The organism is Sandarakinorhabdus limnophila DSM 17366, from assembly GCF_945882885.1.
Classification (GTDB): domain Bacteria; phylum Pseudomonadota; class Alphaproteobacteria; order Sphingomonadales; family Sphingomonadaceae; genus Sandarakinorhabdus; species Sandarakinorhabdus limnophila_A.
In genome coordinates this window covers 1-15,935 of record NZ_CAMCWT010000017.1, presented here as the reverse complement: position 1 = coordinate 15,935, position 15,935 = coordinate 1, and the positions used below count along the sequence as shown (strand labels likewise).

23 protein-coding genes and 1 tRNA gene are annotated in these 15,935 nt (G+C 64.1%); 10 read left to right on the top strand and 14 right to left on the bottom strand.

Annotation, left to right across the window (positions count from 1 at the left end):
• Positions 1-8: 8 nt before the first annotated feature.
• Entirely contained in the window at positions 9-449 is a 441-nt protein-coding gene (locus tag Q7O19_RS05580) for a DUF3576 domain-containing protein (RefSeq protein ID WP_273433817.1), read from the bottom strand.
• Between the two features lie 246 nt (positions 450-695).
• On the opposite strand from Q7O19_RS05580, the gene Q7O19_RS05575 reads away from it, so the two are divergent.
• Positions 696-1,445, top strand: coding sequence for a hypothetical protein (locus Q7O19_RS05575; RefSeq protein WP_303809173.1), 750 nt, complete (start codon positions 696-698; stop codon positions 1,443-1,445).
• A 4-nt stretch (positions 1,446-1,449) separates the two neighbouring features.
• On the top strand, positions 1,450-2,106 hold the full coding sequence (locus Q7O19_RS05570) for a YggS family pyridoxal phosphate-dependent enzyme (RefSeq protein WP_303809171.1): 657 nt from the start codon (positions 1,450-1,452) through the stop codon (positions 2,104-2,106).
• A 50-nt stretch (positions 2,107-2,156) separates the two neighbouring features.
• Here the strand turns inward: Q7O19_RS05570 and Q7O19_RS05565 are convergent, their stop codons facing one another.
• The 13 genes from Q7O19_RS05565 to Q7O19_RS05505 all read right to left on the bottom strand — a co-directional run bounded on the left by Q7O19_RS05565 (position 2,157) and on the right by Q7O19_RS05505 (position 11,578).
• Positions 2,157-3,080: a hemolysin family protein gene (locus tag Q7O19_RS05565; RefSeq protein ID WP_273433821.1), complete on the bottom strand. Its 924-nt coding sequence runs from the start codon at positions 3,078-3,080 to the stop codon at positions 2,157-2,159.
• Between the two features lie 2 nt (positions 3,081-3,082).
• Complete coding sequence (gene ybeY / locus Q7O19_RS05560; RefSeq protein WP_022679628.1) at positions 3,083-3,592, bottom strand: rRNA maturation RNase YbeY; 510 nt, start codon at positions 3,590-3,592, stop codon at positions 3,083-3,085.
• Positions 3,592-4,602 (bottom strand): PhoH family protein, encoded by a 1,011-nt coding sequence (locus Q7O19_RS05555; RefSeq protein ID WP_303809170.1) that lies wholly within the window; start codon positions 4,600-4,602, stop codon positions 3,592-3,594. Before Q7O19_RS05555 ends, ybeY begins: the two co-directional genes overlap by 1 nt.
• Positions 4,602-5,951, bottom strand: a complete 1,350-nt coding sequence (gene miaB / locus Q7O19_RS05550; protein WP_303809168.1) for a tRNA (N6-isopentenyl adenosine(37)-C2)-methylthiotransferase MiaB — start codon at positions 5,949-5,951, stop codon at positions 4,602-4,604. The genes Q7O19_RS05555 and miaB overlap by 1 nt, the downstream gene beginning before the upstream one ends.
• Positions 5,952-6,027: 76 nt before the next feature.
• Complete coding sequence (locus tag Q7O19_RS05545; protein ID WP_303809166.1) at positions 6,028-6,816, bottom strand: 1-acyl-sn-glycerol-3-phosphate acyltransferase; 789 nt, start codon at positions 6,814-6,816, stop codon at positions 6,028-6,030.
• A gap of 12 nt (positions 6,817-6,828) precedes the next feature.
• The gene (locus Q7O19_RS05540; RefSeq protein ID WP_303809165.1) at positions 6,829-7,251 is read right to left on the bottom strand and encodes a Fur family transcriptional regulator; all 423 of its coding nucleotides are present in this window, start codon (positions 7,249-7,251) and stop codon (positions 6,829-6,831) included.
• Positions 7,252-7,378: 127 nt separating this feature from the next.
• Complete coding sequence (locus Q7O19_RS05535) at positions 7,379-7,822, bottom strand: MucR family transcriptional regulator (RefSeq protein WP_303809163.1); 444 nt, start codon at positions 7,820-7,822, stop codon at positions 7,379-7,381.
• Between the two features lie 90 nt (positions 7,823-7,912).
• Entirely contained in the window at positions 7,913-8,413 is a 501-nt protein-coding gene (locus Q7O19_RS05530) for a GNAT family N-acetyltransferase (RefSeq protein ID WP_303809162.1), read from the bottom strand.
• Positions 8,361-8,996, bottom strand: coding sequence for a tRNA (adenosine(37)-N6)-threonylcarbamoyltransferase complex dimerization subunit type 1 TsaB (tsaB, locus tag Q7O19_RS05525; protein ID WP_303809161.1), 636 nt, complete (start codon positions 8,994-8,996; stop codon positions 8,361-8,363). Before tsaB ends, Q7O19_RS05530 begins: the two co-directional genes overlap by 53 nt.
• A 10-nt stretch (positions 8,997-9,006) precedes the next feature.
• Positions 9,007-9,600, bottom strand: a complete 594-nt coding sequence (locus Q7O19_RS05520) for a malonic semialdehyde reductase (protein WP_303809160.1) — start codon at positions 9,598-9,600, stop codon at positions 9,007-9,009.
• A gap of 2 nt (positions 9,601-9,602) precedes the next feature.
• A complete protein-coding gene (locus tag Q7O19_RS05515; RefSeq protein ID WP_022679637.1) occupies positions 9,603-10,157 on the bottom strand; it encodes a NifU family protein in 555 nt (184 codons plus the stop codon).
• Between the two features lie 97 nt (positions 10,158-10,254).
• Positions 10,255-10,719 (bottom strand): universal stress protein, encoded by a 465-nt coding sequence (locus Q7O19_RS05510; RefSeq protein WP_303809158.1) that lies wholly within the window; start codon positions 10,717-10,719, stop codon positions 10,255-10,257.
• A gap of 37 nt (positions 10,720-10,756) precedes the next feature.
• Positions 10,757-11,578 carry a class I SAM-dependent methyltransferase gene (locus Q7O19_RS05505; protein ID WP_303809157.1) on the bottom strand — a complete coding sequence of 274 codons (822 nt, stop codon included), beginning with the start codon at positions 11,576-11,578 and terminating at the stop codon, positions 10,757-10,759.
• Positions 11,579-11,678: 100 nt separating this feature from the next.
• On the opposite strand from Q7O19_RS05505, the gene Q7O19_RS05500 reads away from it, so the two are divergent.
• The 8 genes from Q7O19_RS05500 (at position 11,679) to Q7O19_RS05470 (ending at position 15,787) form a co-directional block, all read left to right on the top strand.
• Complete coding sequence (locus Q7O19_RS05500) at positions 11,679-12,251, top strand: double zinc ribbon domain-containing protein (protein ID WP_369692438.1); 573 nt, start codon at positions 11,679-11,681, stop codon at positions 12,249-12,251.
• Positions 12,179-12,376, top strand: coding sequence for a ComF family protein (locus Q7O19_RS13490; protein WP_369692436.1), 198 nt, complete (start codon positions 12,179-12,181; stop codon positions 12,374-12,376). Before Q7O19_RS05500 ends, Q7O19_RS13490 begins: the two co-directional genes overlap by 73 nt.
• A 28-nt stretch (positions 12,377-12,404) precedes the next feature.
• Positions 12,405-12,662, top strand: coding sequence for a glutaredoxin 3 (gene grxC / locus Q7O19_RS05495; protein WP_022679641.1), 258 nt, complete (start codon positions 12,405-12,407; stop codon positions 12,660-12,662).
• The gene (locus Q7O19_RS05490) at positions 12,659-13,480 is read left to right on the top strand and encodes a carbon-nitrogen hydrolase family protein (protein ID WP_303809155.1); all 822 of its coding nucleotides are present in this window, start codon (positions 12,659-12,661) and stop codon (positions 13,478-13,480) included. The genes grxC and Q7O19_RS05490 overlap by 4 nt, the downstream gene beginning before the upstream one ends.
• The gene (locus tag Q7O19_RS05485; protein ID WP_303809153.1) at positions 13,477-13,710 is read left to right on the top strand and encodes a DUF1178 family protein; all 234 of its coding nucleotides are present in this window, start codon (positions 13,477-13,479) and stop codon (positions 13,708-13,710) included. The genes Q7O19_RS05490 and Q7O19_RS05485 overlap by 4 nt, the downstream gene beginning before the upstream one ends.
• 64 nt (positions 13,711-13,774) lie before the next feature.
• Positions 13,775-13,851: transfer RNA gene (locus tag Q7O19_RS05480), tRNA-Arg, on the top strand.
• Positions 13,852-13,997: 146 nt separating this feature from the next.
• Positions 13,998-14,861, top strand: coding sequence for a sterol desaturase family protein (locus Q7O19_RS05475; protein WP_303809151.1), 864 nt, complete (start codon positions 13,998-14,000; stop codon positions 14,859-14,861).
• A 32-nt stretch (positions 14,862-14,893) separates the two neighbouring features.
• Complete coding sequence (locus Q7O19_RS05470; RefSeq protein WP_303809150.1) at positions 14,894-15,787, top strand: YncE family protein; 894 nt, start codon at positions 14,894-14,896, stop codon at positions 15,785-15,787.
• Positions 15,788-15,935: the final 148 nt, after the last annotated feature.

Sequence of the window (15,935 nt, the reverse complement as noted above, 5' to 3'; positions counted from 1 at the left end):
GCAGTTACTCAGCGATCCGGGGAAATGGCATTGCGGCGCAGGTCGCGGGCCTTGCCAAGGATGGTTTCCTCCAGGCGCTGCACAGTGCCAGCGCGCACCGTGGCTTCGGTCCAGCCGGTGGCGCCCAGTGTCTGGCGCTGCACGGCCACGCGCACGGCATCGGCGCGCAACTCGGTATCGAGCACGGTCACCGTCACCTTCACCCGCTCATTGGCGCTCTGCGGGGAAACATACCAATCGGTGATGATCACGCCGCCGTTGGAATCGACCTGGGCCAGCGGCATGAAGGCAATGGTATCGAGCGCGGCGCGCCACAGATAAGCGTTTATGCCCAGCGTGGTGACCCGGGCCGGCGCCTCGGCCGACAGCCTGGGCTTCTTGTTCTTGCCGCAAGCCGGCGCCAGCACGGCCAGCGACGTCAGGAAAACCAGGGTTGCAATTCGCCGCATGGCAAAACCTTCATCACGAAATTCGGGCCGGAACTGGCCACAGTCCGGCCTGCCTTTTGGCATGTTGCACCCGCCCCGCCAAGCCCGCAGCCCCACGGAAATCGACGGAGGAGCGAGGCAGCGGCCTGCAACTGTGTACATGCCGCCACAGGCGAGATGAAAACGCGTGGCGCACGGCCGTTCAGGCAAATTCTACGCTTATTGTCATATGGGATTCATGGTCCGGTGTTGATAGGACGGAATTGTATGAAACCGCGTGCCGATTCGCTCGCGCTGCCAAGCGCGTCGCAGAATCCAGCCAAGTCCTGGCTGGCGGTGGCAGCACTGTGCGTGGCGGTGATGGCAAACCCGGCGCTGGCCGCCAAGCCCAAGCCGGCCAAACAGCGGCTGGTGGTTGATACGCCGCTCACGCCGTTCCAGCCGCAAGTTGGCGAATTCGGGCGTTTCGCTTTCACCGCCCCCGGCGCTCCGACCATGCCGCAATCGCTGGGCAGCGGTTTCCGCTTCACCCCGTCGGGCCAGGCCGATAACCGCCGCGCCCTCTCCCTGGGCGTCGCTGCCCGCGTTACCACCCCCGTGGTCGATCGTTCGCGCGCCGCCGCGCCTGCCGATCGCTTCGTGGTGCCCGCCGGTTACAATTTGAACCTGTCGCTGGGCTGGAAGGGCTTTGCGGTCGATACTGGCTATAGCCACGCTGAACCGTTGCTGATGTCGCCACTGTCGGGCCGCATGACCGACCAGCTCAGCCTTGGCCTGTCCTATAGTGGCCGCAACTGGCGCACGTCGCTGCAGGGCACGGCCGAACAGAGCCAGCCGCTGGCCTTTGCGCCGCTCACCCGCCGCTATGGCCTGGAACTGGGCGGCGCCTATCGCGTCGCGCCGCGCTTCTCGGTCACCGGCGGCCTGCGCTATCGCATCGCGCCGGAACCGCCATCGCTGGTGCTGCCCAACCGCGACGATCAGGCCGTCTATTTCGGCACCAACATCGCCTTCTGATCCAGTGAGTGACGCAGAACAGCGGCTTGCGGCAGTGCAGGCAGGCCTTAATCGGGCCTGCCGTGACGCTGCCCGCACGGAAACGCCCCTGCTCGTCGCCATCTCCAAAACCTTCGACGCCGATGCCATCCGGCCCCTGATCGCCGCCGGCCAGCGCCACTTCGGCGAAAACCGCGTGCAGGAAGCACAGGCCAAGTGGCCGGCGATGATGGCGGAAACGCCGGGCATCACACTCCACCTCGTCGGCCAGCTGCAATCCAACAAGGCCGCCGAAGCGGTGGCGCTGTTCGACGTGATCCACAGCGTTGATCGCCCGTCGCTGGTGACTGCGCTGGCCAAGGCCCAAGCCGCCGCCGGCAAGCACCCGGCCTGCTACCTGCAGGTCAACATCGGCAACGAAGCGCAAAAGGGCGGCTGCGCACTTGTCGAACTGCCCGCCCTGCTCGCCCAGGCCCGCGACGCCGGCCTCAACGTGGTCGGCCTGATGTGCGTTCCGCCGGCCGCGGTCGAACCTGCCCCCTATTTCGCCCTGCTCGCCGAACACGCCAAACGGCTGGGGTTGGCCGGACTCTCAATGGGTATGTCGAGCGATTACGAGACGGCAGCGCTACTGGGATCGACCGTGGTTCGCGTGGGCAGCGCGCTGTTCGGCAGCAGATAAGCGGCCTCCGGCGAGTAGTGTCGTAGCCCCTGCCGACTTCTTCCCGAAAATCAGACCGCCAGCGGCTGAATCCGCAGGCGCTTCACCATGCGCGGATCGCCGTCGATCACTTCGAAGCGCCAGCCCGCCGGGTGGTCCACGAACTCGCCCGGCGCCGGCACGCGGCCGGCGAGCATGAAGACGAGGCCGCCGAGCGTGTCGACGTCTTCGCCCACTTCGTCATCGGCCAGGTTCACGTCGAGGGTTTGTTCAAGATCGTCGATGGCGAGGCGGGCGTCGGCTTCCCAGAGGCGTTCGCCGACCTCCTGAATCAGCGCGGCTTCCACCTCGTCATGTTCGTCCTCGATGTCGCCAACGATCTCTTCCACCAGGTCTTCGATCGTCACCAACCCATCGACGCCGCCATATTCATCGATGATGATTGCCATGTGGGTGCGGCCGGCGCGCAGCTGGGCCAGCAGATCGACGATGCGCATGGAAGCCGGAACGAACAGCACTTCGCGCAGCAGCGGCTCGATGGGCAGATCGTGCAGCGGTGCGGAGCTGATCGCATCGTTGAAGGTGTCGGCGATGCGCGAATAGACATCCTTGATGTGGATCATGCCGATGATGTTGTCGCGGTCGCCGCGCCACACCGGCATGCGGCTGTGGCCGGCATCGCGGAAGCGCGCGACCAGCGCCGGGAAGCCGGCATCGGCATCGAACATCACCATATCACCGCGCGGCACGGCGCTGTCGCCGGCGCAGGCATCGCCCAGGTGCAGCATGTTGCGCATCATGGCGCGTTCCACCGGGCCAAGATCGTCGCTGCCCTTGCCATTGGCCGGTGCGTCTTCGGCTTCGTCGATCGCCTCTTCCAGGCTTTCGCGCAAGCTGTGTTCGGGGGTGCGGCTGATCAACTGGCGCAGCTGCCGCCACCAGCGGCTGCCGCGCAATCGAGAATGGCTGTCGCCGCTACTGTCGCCCTCGGGCATGGTTACTGGTCTTCCTCATACGGGTCGGGCAGGTGCAGCCGGGCGCAGGCGGCGCGTTCCAGCGCTTCCATCTGCTCGGCATCCCAATCACCGGTTTCGTGGTCATACCCTAGCAGGTGGAGTGTGCCGTGGACAACCAGATGGCCAACATAGTCCGCCACGCTCCAGCCTTTCTCTGCGGCTTCGCGCACCACGGTCTCAGCCGCCAGCACCAGATCGCCCACCAGCACTTCGCCGTCGTCACTGTTGGCCAGACTCACCAGCATGTCAGGAGCGAGCATCGGGAAAGAAAGGATGTTGGTCGGCTTGTCCTTGTCGCGGTACTGGCGGTTGAGCGTGTGCACTTCGGCATCGTCGGAAAGGCGCACGGCCACTTCCACCGCCATCGATGCATCGGCCAGATCGGCATAGGGGGTTTCAGCCAGTGCGGCCGCCACGGCGGCGCGCGTCAGCGCCGGCCAATCCGCCGCTGGCCAGTCACCCGCCACCACATCGGTTTCAACAACCAGCATCAGCCGTCTTTCGCCGGGCCTTCATACGCCTCGACAATGCGGCCGACGATGGGATGGCGCACCACTTCCTTCACCGAGAAGCGCAGCGTGGCAATGCCTTCCACCCCGTCCAGCCGGCGCACGGCATCGGCCAGACCCGAAGAACCGGCCACCGGCAGATCGACCTGGTTGGGATCGCCGCAGATCACCATGCGGCTGCGCTCGCCAAAGCGCGTCAGGAACATCTTCATCTGCAGCGGCGTGGTGTTCTGCGCTTCATCCAGAATGATGAAAGCATTGGCCAGCGTGCGGCCGCGCATGAAGGCCAAAGGCGCAATCTCGATCTCGCCCGAAGCCAGCCGCCGCTCCACCTGTTCGGCGGGCAGCATGTCGTAGAGCGCGTCGTAGAGCGGGCGCAGATAGGGATCGACCTTTTCCTTCATGTCGCCGGGCAGGAAGCCCAGCCGTTCACCGGCTTCCACTGCGGGGCGCGACAGGATCAGCCGGTCCACACTCCCGGCGATCAGCTGGCTCACGGCCTGCGCGACGGCCAGATAGGTCTTGCCGGTGCCGGCCGGGCCCAGCGCGAAGATGACGTCGGACGAACCCAGCGCTTCGATATAGCGGACCTGGGTGGGCGAACGGGCGACGATGGTCTTGCGGCGGGTGCGGATGGCGGCTGTGGCATTAGGGCGGCCGCTGTCGGCCTGCTCCAGGCCATCAAGCGAAGGATCAGACGCGATGGCAACAGCGCCCAGCACATCGCCGGTATCGATGGTTTCGCCCTTGAGCAGGCGATTATAAAGCCCGGTGAGAACATCGCGGGTGCGGGCGGCGGCATCGGCCTGGCCTTCCACCACCACGCGGTTGCCGCGCGCGCTGATATAGACGCCCAAATGGCCTTCGAGCGCGATCAGATTCTGATCATATTGGCCGAACAGCGGCCCCAGCAATTGCACCTTGTCGAATTCGATCTCCAGTCGGACACGGTCAGTGGCGGCGAGCGGGCCACGCGGGGCTTTTTTCGACATCAGGCGGCAGCACTTTCCTGGCTGGAGGGAACGACAGGCACGGCTTCGACACTATTGGGGTGCGCATCGACAATGTCGACCTCTACCAGATCACCGATGGCGGAGCCGGGGATGGAAACCACCGCCGATTGCAGCCACGGCGTCTTGCCGATCAACTGCCCCGGCTTACGACCCGGCCGTTCCAGCAGAATGGTGCAGCGGCGGCCGATGGTGGAGCGGTTGAAGGCCAGGCTGCCTTCGGCGACGGCGGCCAGCAGACGGGCAAGCCGATCATCCTTCACCGCCTCGGGCACCTGATCGGCCATGGCGGCGGCCGGTGTGCCGGGGCGGATGCTGTATTTGAAGCAGTAGGCGGCAGCGTACTGCACCTCCCGCACGATCGACAACGTGTCCTGGAAATCGGCCTCGGTTTCGCCAGGGAAGCCCACGATGAAATCGCCTGACAGCGCGACATCGGGTCGGGCTGCCCGCAGCCGCGCCAGCGTTGCCAGATAGGATTCGCGCGTGTGCGCCCGGTTCATCGCCTTCAGGATCCGGCTGGAGCCGGACTGCACGGGCAGATGCAGATAGGGCATCAGCTTGGCCACCTCAACATGGGCAGCAATTAGATCATCTCCGCCTGTACCTTGCATGTCGCGCGGGTGGCTGGTGGTGTAGCGGATGCGCTCCAGCCCATCGATCTGCGCCAGCGCACGGATCAGGCCAGCCAGAGTCAGCCCACCATTATAGGCGTTCACATTCTGGCCGAGCAGGGTAACCTCGCTTACGCCGCGCGCCACCAGCGCCTCAGCTTCGGCGATCAGATCGGCCGCCGGCCGGCTGGTTTCCGGCCCGCGCGTGTAGGGCACCACGCAGAAGGTGCAGAATTTGTCACAGCCTTCCTGCACGGTAAGGAAGGCCGATGCCTGCGCGATGCGGCGCTGGGGCAGGCTGTCGAACTTGGGCACCGCCGGCATGTCGATATCGACGGCGCGGCCGGTTTCAGATTGCTTCAGCAGTTCAGGCAGGCGGTGATAGGCGAGCGGGCCGACAATCACGTCAACATCCGGCGCCCGCCTGCCAATTTCGGCCCCTTCGGCCTGGGCCACACAACCGGCGGCAACAATGGTGGGGCGGCTGCCATCAGCGCGGGGTTGGCGCAGGCGGCCGATATCGGAATAGAGCTTTTCGGCGGCACGTTCGCGGATGTGGCAGGTGTTGAGCACCACCACGTCGGCTGCTTCCGGCGTGTCGACGGCGGTCAACCCGTCGGCACTGAGCAGATCGCCCATCCGCTCACTGTCATAGACGTTCATCTGGCAGCCGAAGGACTTGACGTGGTAGGTCTTGGGGCTGGCTGGTGACGTCAAGTTGCGGCTCCGAGGGATTGTTGCCCTTTCATAGCGATTTTGCCCGGCCCGGTCATCCCCGCTATCATCCCCGCTGTCATCCACCGCGCATCAGCCGGCGGTAGCCGGCGGCGATCAGCGTGTGGCAGTGCCGCGCCAGCGCCTTGCGATCGGCGTGTTCGGCCGGATCGATGGGATCGTGGAACAGTATTTCCGCCGTCACCCGGCCCAGCCCCACGAAGGTGATGGCGTGCGGCGCCAGTTCAGTATCACCCACCCAGGCCAGATCGGGCAATTGCCGGCGGGTAACCGGCAGGCCGTTGACGCGCGTATAGGCCAAGGTGATCGGCTGGATGATCAGGCCGGGCACGTCGCCCACCACCGAAAACAGCGCGGATTTGAATGGCAGCACGCCGGTGCCATCGCTGTTGGTCCCTTCCGGAAACAGGATGATCGACCCGCCGGCATTCAGCCGATCGGCTATCTCGTTCTTCTGGATGGCGGCGGTGGAACGGCGATCGCGCGCGACATAGACGGTGTGGGCAAAACTGGCGAGCCAGCCCACCGGCCCCCAACCCGCCACTTCCGATTTGGCGACGAAGCTGGCGTGAATGCGCGCGCCGAGTACTGGAATATCGGTCCAGCTCAGGTGATTGACGATATACAGCACCTTGCCGCGCCGGGGTGGCTCGCCGTGGGTGATGATCCGAACGCCAAGGGAACGCGACAGGCCGCGGTGAAACCAGATCGGAAGATAGGGCCGGTTGCGCAAGGTGATGGCGCGCAGCAGAAGTTCGGCCGGCACGGTGGCAGCAGCGGTAGCGGCGGCGCCAAGCGCGGTGCGGGTCTTGCCCCATCGCCGGGCCGGCGGCGGACGACGTTGCATCAGATAATGGCCTCAGGCCGGCTTCTTGAGGGCCTGGCCATACAGCTCCATGCGGTGATCAACGAGGCGATAGCCCAATTTCTCGGCAATGCGGCGCTGCAGATCTTCAAGTTCAGGATCATGGAATTCGATCACGTCGCCAGTATCGATATCGATCAGATGATCATGGTGGCCATCGGCCACGGTTTCATAACGGGACCGGCCGCCCTGGAATTCATGGCGTTCAAGGATGCCCGCTTCTTCGAACAACTTCACCGTTCGATAGACGGTGGCGATGGAAATGCGCGGGTCAACCTCCGCCACCCGGCGGTGCAGCGATTCCACATCGGGGTGGTCGGTCACTTCGCTCAGCACGCGGGCGATCACCCGGCGCTGTTCCGTGATGCGCAGGCCCTTATTCAGGCACAGCGCTTCGATGTCGATGGGCGTGGTCACGATCATTCTCCCGCCGGGCGCACCAAAGCCCGCCCTGCTTCCCAATTAGGGGCCAAGGCGGGCTTGAGCAAGCGGGGCAATTACCGGTTCAGGCCCTCCCCAGCACCGGCAATTGCAGCCTGGTGGATCAGGCCGGGTTCTTGCGCGGACGACCGCGCGGCTTGGACGTGCGATTGGTGCCGAGGCCAATCGACTTGGCCAGCGTGCGACGCTGTTCGGCATAGTTGGGCGCAACCATCGGATAATCGCCCGGGAGGCCCCACTTGGTGCGGTAATCATCGGGCGTCATGCCGTAACGCGTCATCAGGTGACGCTTCAGCATCTTAAGCTTCTTGCCGTCTTCCAGGCAGACGATATGATCCGGCTTGATCGAAGAGCGGATCGAAACGGCTGGCTCCTGCTTGGGCACCGGCAAGACGACGGGCGTGCCCAATCGTGCAAGCGTGGCGTAAACGCTTTCAATAACGCCCGGCACTTCGGCCGGCGCAACCGTGTTGTTGGCAAAGTGCGACGCGACAATATCAGCCGTCAAAGCCAGCAATTCGGTGTGAGACTGTGAATTTTCCGTCATTTTTATGTCCTTGGCCCGTCAACATTTGCGGTTCTAGATCCCGCAATTGTCACATTGAGCGTTTTTAAAGGATTTTGCAATCCGAAATCCTTATCCGACCAACTGTTCGAGACTATATCGCATCGTAATCGCCGCACGCCGATTGCCGTCGTTGGCCGTGTAATAGTCAGCGCGGCGCCCAACCTGCACAAAACCGGCCCTATTATAGAGATACTTGGCCGGTTCATTATCCTCACGCACTTCCAGGAACAATTCGCTGGCGCCGCGCCCCATAGCGTCTTCTTGGCAGCGCAGCAGCAACCGGCCGGCGATGCCTTGCCGGTGAACCGCCGGTGTGACCGCGATTAACAACAATTCCACTTCCGGCCCTACCGCGCGGCAAAGGCTGAAACCCACGGCCTGCGACCCCAGCAACGCCAGGCGGGCCCAGCAACCGGGCAGGGTGAGGGTGGCGGCAAGCTGCGCCGCCGACCAGACTTCTCCATACCGCGGATCAAAGGCGGCGTGCATCACGGCCATCAGCGCATCTAGATGCCGCTCAACAGCCGGCACAATGGCCAGAACGATTTCCGGGGCGGGAACGCTGTCCACAGGCGACGGGATAATCGGCTCCATCGCCGGCGTAAAGCGCCTGCGGCAGCCCAAGTGCCGCGGGCGGCAAATGTCCGGCAAAAGCCGCATCGGGGTAATCCAGATGCAGCGCGGCAGCGCCCGGCAACAGGCCGGCTCCCGCGCCAGCCGCGGCGGCACCCGCCGGCAGGGAAGTGACCACCGCCGGCAGCGGCGCCACAAGGTCTGGCCCGATGAGTGCGCCGGCCGCATGGCCACGCCCGGCATCGATCAGCGCAAACACGCTGTCCAAGGCCAGATCAGCGGCAAAGGCCTGCGCCGCCACCAGCCCCAGCGCCGAGACGCCATGCACGGGCACCCCCCACGCCACCCCGAGCGCGCGCGCCGCCGCGATGCCGATGCGGATGCCGGTGTAGCTGCCCGGCCCGATATCAACGATAATGGCTTCAACCCGACGACCCGTCAGCAGGGCCGCTATTGCCGGCACCAGCGCTTCGGCGTGGCCACGCCCGATCCGTTGATGATGGCGGGCCAGCACCTTGCGCCCATCGACCAGCGCGATCGACAGCGCCGGCGAGGAGGTGGAAAGGGCAAGGACGGTCACCCGTGTGCCGCTACAGGATTTGCGCGGCATCCTCAAACGACAAGCGCGGCAGGCGCGGGAACAGGCCTTCGCCATTGCCCTTGCCGAGCGAGCAGATGAAATTGGTTTCGATGCCGGTCTCACCCCAGAAGGCGGCATCTACGGCCATCTTGTTGAAACCCGACATCGGCCCGGTGTCCCAGCCCAGACCGCGCGCCGCCATGATTAAGTAGGCACCCTGCAAGCTGCTGTTGCGAAAGGCGGTTTCGCGGGCAAAATCGGCGCTCCAGTTAAACCAGGGCCGCGCATCGACATGCGGGAACAGCTCGGGAAGCTTGTCATAGAATTTCGGATCAAAGCCGATGATTACCGTGACCGGCGCGGCCTTCACCTTGGGCTGGTTGGCCACACTTACGCACGCAGCCAACTTTTCACGGGCTTCAACCGAATGACAGAAGATGAACCGCGCCGGGGAGCCGTTGGCAGAAGTCGGCCCCATTTTCACCAGATCATAAAGCTGGCGCAGATCAGCTTCGGCGACCGGCGTCGCGTCCCAGCCATAATGCGTGCGGGCATAGGTGAAGAGTTGCGCCAGTACAGCACCATCCAGCGGGGATGTGGCCATGATCAGACCGCCCGCACGTCGAGAACTTCAGGCACATAATATTTCAGCAGCGATTCAATGCCCATCTTCAGCGTCATCGTGCTTGATGGGCAGCCGGAACAGGCGCCCTGCATTTCGAGGAACACAGTGCCCTGGCGGAAGCCGCGATAGACAATGTCGCCGCCATCCTCTGCCACCTGCGGGCGCACCCGGGTTTCGATCAACTCCCTGATCTGCATGACGATATCAGCATCAGCGGGATCGTCATCTGTGGCCGCTTCCTGCACGGCGCCGGTGAACAGCGGCGCACCACTGGTGAAATGATCAACCAACACGCCCAAAATCTGCGGCTTCAGCGCCGGCCAGTCAGCACCAGCCGGGTTCCGAGTGACCGAAACAAAATCATGGCCAAAGAAGACCCGGTCCACATCGCCCAACGCGAACAGCGCGGCTGCCAGTGGCGAGGCTTCGGCGGCTTCCGGGGTGGGAATGTCCACGCCGTCCGCGCCGGTCACCTTCTGGCCGGGGCGGAACATCAGCGTCATCGGATTGGGGGTCTGTTCGGTTTCGATGAACATGAGCGGAGCCTTTTAACAATACGCAGCCGATATGGCCCACTGGCTGGCTCGCTTCAAGTCAATTCAGACAGTTTTTGTCGTGATTCAGGCGCCAAGGTCAGGCAATCGTTACCAGCCGGTCCGGATCGAGACTGCCGGGCACCAGCATCAGGATGCATGGCAGACTGCCAGCGCGTTCGCCGGCAAAGAAGCTGACCAGCGGCCCTGGCGTGCCGCGGCTGGCCGTGCCGAGCACCAGCGCACGGACACCAGGATTGTCCTTCACATGCGCCAGAATCACTGCCGATGGATCACCCTCCAGCACCAGCACACTCGGTCGCGCGCCTTCCATCGCCTCGGCCTCTCCGGCCAATTGCGTCAGCAGCGCCTCGGTATCGGCGCGGGCTTCGGCCGCCATCATCGACTGCACGGCGCCGAAATGCATGAACTCGGTGGGGCGCACCACGCTCACCAGCCGCACATCGGCACCCACATGCGCCGCACGCAGCACGGCAAAGCGCATCGCCACCCGGCTTTCCGGGCTGTCATCGATCACGACGAGATAGGTAGCGGCAGCATTCATCAGAGAAGCGTAAGGCGATTTGGCGCGCTGGAGCAAGTCATACCCGGCTCTTGAGCGCCGCAGCCAAACTGGTGGTAGCGCTGCCCGGGGCCTTGGGGCTGGGCTGACCGGGGCCAGGTGCCCAGCCGGCGACATGCAGGATCTCGATGGTCACGCCAGTCTTGCCATCGTCCTCAGCAAGCGCTGCAAAACGTTCCGCCGCTGCCATCAGCACATCGCGGCGCAAGGGCCGGCGCTGGCGCAGCACCGAACGCGCACCCATGGCAGTGAGATCATCGAACAGACCGAACAGGCTCGAATAACGCAGGGTGATGCGCTCGATATCAGCCACCGGCATGGCAAAGCCGGCGCGGGCCAGCAGGCCGGCGGCGGCACTGGCCTCCACCATCGGCGCGGTGTGACTGCCAGCCCCGCCAGTGATCGCCGCTTCAGCCTCGAGCAGGCAGGCACGCAACTCCACCAGGCTCATGCCGCCAATAAACGCTGCCACGAACAAGCCGTCGGGACGCAGCACCCGGCCAATACCGGCCAGCGCGGCGGGCAGATCGTTCACCGTGGTGAGCGCCCCGGCCGAAACAACCAGATCAAAGCTGGCATCGGCAAAGGGCAATTGATCCTCGTCGCCCACCATAACGCCGGGCTCACTGGCGGTGAGCGTCACCCGCTTTGCGCCTGGCCAGATTGCCCGCGGCCCGCCAAGATCGAGCACATCTGCAAACGGCCGCGCCACCATCGCCGCGCGTTCGCGCAGTTCTTCGGCCATCAGATCATGCAGGAAGGATACGCGGCTAAAACCTAGCGCAGCAGCAGCATGGCGGCGGCGACGCAGCGCAACATCAAAGGGAAGGACATCCGTCATTACCCTACCCTTTACGCGCCGCTGGTGCGGGCGCAAACTCCCATAATGGTGGCTGTGCTTGCCTTGGTGACAACCCCCTTTTCGCGCTGTGGCCGACGTGGTGCTGCCGCCCCGCTGCCCCGGCTGCGGCGAGATCGTCGATGGCGATGATAGCTTCTGCGCGGCCTGTTTTGGCAATCTGCAGGCGCTTGGCCCGCCACAATGCGCCTGTTGCGGCCTGCCGCTGCCTCACGACGGCGATGCGGCCGCGCTGTGCGGCGCCTGTCTGGCCGATCCACCACCATTTGCACGTGCCCGGGCGCCCTTTGCTTATGGTGGCCCGGCGCGGCAACTGGTGCTGGCGCTGAAGCACGGCCGCCGCCTGCATCTGGCCCGCATGATGGCCCGTGCCATGCTGCGGGCAGCTGGTGATCTGCCGGATGACGCCATCATCGTGCCGGTACCCTCCCACCGCTGGCGGCTGTGGCAGCGCGGTTTCAACCAAGCCGCCGCGATCGCCTACCACTTGGCCCGCCAATCAGGGCGGCCGCTTGCAGTGGATGCGGTCAACCGCATCAAACCGACACCAAAGGCCTGGGCCGCCGCGCCCGCCAGAAGAACGTGGCTGGCGCCTTCCGCGTGGCGCGTCCGGAGCAGATCAGGGGTCGCACCGTCGTGCTGGTGGATGATGTGACGACCACCGGAGCCACCGTGTCTGCCTGTGCGGCAAAGCTGATCAAGGCAGGGGCGCGACAAGTGGAGGTCTTGACCTATGCCCACGCCCTGCGCGACGGGCAGGGGAGCATGACGCGCGTGTGACAAATCGCTGCGACAGGGATGGGATGCCATGGCCACAATCGAAGTCTACACCAAGTTTCTTTGCCCCTATTGCACCCGGGCCAAGGCGTTGCTGAAAGCCAAGGGCGCCAGCTTTGAAGAGATCGACATTTCCACCGGCGGGCCGCGCCGGGCCGAAATGCTGGAACGCTCCGGCGGCCGCCAGACGGTACCGCAAATCTTCATCGACGGCCGCCACATCGGCGGTTGCGACGATCTGCAAGCGCTCGACCGCGCCGGCGGGTTGGATCCGCTGCTCGCGGCATGACGCTCAGCATCGGCCTGATCCAGACCAACACCGGCATCGATCCGGTGATCGAGGCTAAACTTCTGGCCGCACAGATTGGCGAAGCCGCAGCCAAGGGCGCGCAGATCATCTTCACGCCGGAAATGAGCGGCCTGCTCGATCGCGACCGAAGTCGCGCCGCCAGCAAGATCCGCCACGAAGCTGATGATATTGTGCTCGCTGCCGTGCGCGCAGCAGCAGCCAGACATCATGTCTGGGTCCACCTCGGCAGCCTGGCCTTGCGGGGCACGGGCGACAAGTTCGTGAACCGTGGTTTTCTCATTGGCCCCGATGGCGAAATCACCGCGCGCTATGCCAAGATTCACTTGTTTGACGTTGCGCTCGGCACCGAAAGCTGGCGCGAGTCCGCCGCCTATGACGCCGGCGAAGAGGCCGTCGTGGCGGCAACGCCGTGGGGCGCACTGGGCCTGACCATCTGTTACGATGTCCGCTTCCCCGCGCTGCACAGGGCGCTGGCTTTGGCCGGCGCGCAGATCATCGCGGTTCCCGCCGCCTTCACCCGGCCCACCGGCCAGGCCCATTGGCATGTGCTGCTGCGCGCCCGCGCCATCGAAACCGGCTGCTGGGTGATCGCTGCCGCGCAGACGGGTGAACACGCCGATGGCCGCGCCACCTATGGCCACAGCCTTGTCATCTCGCCGTGGGGCGAGGTGGTGCTCGACATGGGCGAGGCGCCAGGCATCGGCATTGCCCACATCGACATAGCCGCAGTGGCCGCCGCGCGCGGCAAAGTGCCCGCGCTGGAACACGCCCGGCCGTTCCGGGTGGTCGGCCCATGATCGTCTATGATCTGGTCTGCACCGCGACCCACCGTTTTGAAGCCTGGTTCGGCTCCAGCGGCGATTATGTTGGCGATCGCTTTGCCGCCGAAGCCCGCGCCATCCACGGCGCCGGCGAGACACTCAGCATCCATGGGGAAGCCATACCCGCCAAAGTGAAGGCCTTGCGCGAGGATGGCATCTCGCTCTTGCCGCTGCCATTTCGCCCGCGCGCGCGTTCGGACGCCTGACACGCAAATTTTGCCAAAGTTTTTGCTTGAACGGCGCAGCACATCATGGCCTTGGAAAGTATGAGCACCCGTAGCTCAGCAGGATAGAGCGACGGTTTCCTAAACCGTAGGCCGCAGGTTCGAATCCTGCCGGGTGCACCATTTTTCGGCGCGGTGCCGCCCACCAGTCCCGCCATTGCCAGATGTGGCCAGACATGATGTACTTCGGGCATTGGCAGCTTCGGGATGTTGCGACGTCAACCGGTCATGTACTCGGCCGAACTGAGTGTCGCCTGGGGGATGATATCATGAGGCAGGGACTGTTGAACCTGCTGCCGCCGGTCGCGGTAACCGCACTTCTATTGTTCTGGGGCAATGCACCCGCTGCATTGATCGACAACAGGGCCACCCTGGTCATCGTGATCGTGACAGTGGTGCTCTTCGTGCAATTGCTCGAATTACGGTTCGAACGGCATGAAGGATGGCGCATCAACTGGCGTGAACTGGCCACGGATCTGTTTTATGTCGTGCTAGGCTTTACGGGGATCAGCTGGATGACCGATACCTTCGCGGAAGGTCCGTTGCGTAACGCCAAGGAACCGCTGGGTCTGACGTCACCATGGCTGAAATCGCTACCATTTCTCGTGCAGACCTTCATGGTCATGGCTCTGTTTGAATTCGGGCAATATTGGATGCATCGGCTGATGCACAACAATGCGCTGTTCTGGTCTACCCACGCGCCGCATCATCACATTACCCAGCTAAATGCGGCCAAGGGTTATGTCGGCAATCCGATCGAGCTGTTCCTGATTTCGCTCAGCGTCATCGCACTGTTCGATTTCGACAAGGCGGCCATCTTTGCCTCCGCCTCGCTGGGCACCGCCATTTCGACCTTTGCCCACGCCAACGTGCGGTCCGATCCGCCGGGGTGGTACAGTTTCTTCTTCACCACCATCCGCCATCACAGCCTGCATCACACTGCGCTCAGCTATGAAGACACGCGCTGCAACTATGGCAATGTGCTGATCCTTTATGATCGCATTTTTGGCACTTATCGCGAAGGCGAATCCGCCGTGGTTGGCCAAGATGAACGACGGCGGCTGACAATTGCCGAGCAATTCCTGTTCCCCTTCCGGCCGCTGATCAGCCGCTGGAAGGCCAAAGGCGCCTGATCACTGCCGTGCCCCACTTGCGTCTTGCCCTGTTGATCCCGGCTGCATTTGCCCTGCAGGCGGCTACCCCGGCCGAACGGATCATCCCGGTTCCCGGCTTCGCCGATTTCCTGACCGTTGATGGCAACACCGTGTGGGTGACCAACAAGGGCCGGGTTGAGCGCTGGTCGCGCCGCGGCAAGCTGGCGACGGTATCGATGCACCACCCGTGCGGCACCATGGCCATGACAACTGACGCCCTGTGGGTGGCCGATTGTGACGACAAGACACTGAGCCGCATCGACCGGCGCACGGCTCGCATCATCACCATCATCGCCACCGGGATTGCCGCGGCCGATGGTGAGATGAACGTGGTAGCAGGGGCAGGGTCAGTGTGGCTGGCCAGCGCCGCCAGTGGTGTGATTTCACGTATCGATCCGGCGCTGGGCCGGGTGAACGCGCGGATCACCGTGGCACCTGGCAGCAATTATCTCGCCTTTGGCCATGGGGCGCTCTGGGCGGTCAGTGGCTCGAAGAATCTCATCCAGAAGATTGATCCGGCCACCAATCGCGTGATTGGCCACACACGGCTGGGCCGCCAACCCGGTTTTCTGGTGGCTGGTGAAGGCGCTGTGTGGGTGCAAGAACAAGCCGATGGCACCGTCGCCCGCATCGATCCGGCCCGCGTAACGGTCAGCGGCAGGATCAAGGTCGATACCAGTCTCAACTATGGTGACATTGATACGGGCGGTGGCAAGATCTGGCTCAGAACCACGGCCGGGCAGTCGCTGGTGGTGATTGATGCGGCAACACTGGCCATCCGCGCTCGCCTTGGCGCCGTCACCGGCAGCGGGGCGGTTCGCTATACGCGCTCAGGTGTCTGGACATCGGCGCATGACCGGCAAAGCCTGTCGTGGTGGCCTCATCCCGCCCGATTGAGCCCTTAGAGCGGTTTTCGACCGCTCTGAATCGTAAGGGATTCCCAAGGGGCGGATTTTCTGACTCAGAATCCGTGCTGGTGAAGGAGGCCAGCATGGATGGGTCAGCCTTTATCGTTGGATTTGCGTGTCCGGCTTCTTGCGGCGATTGATGCGG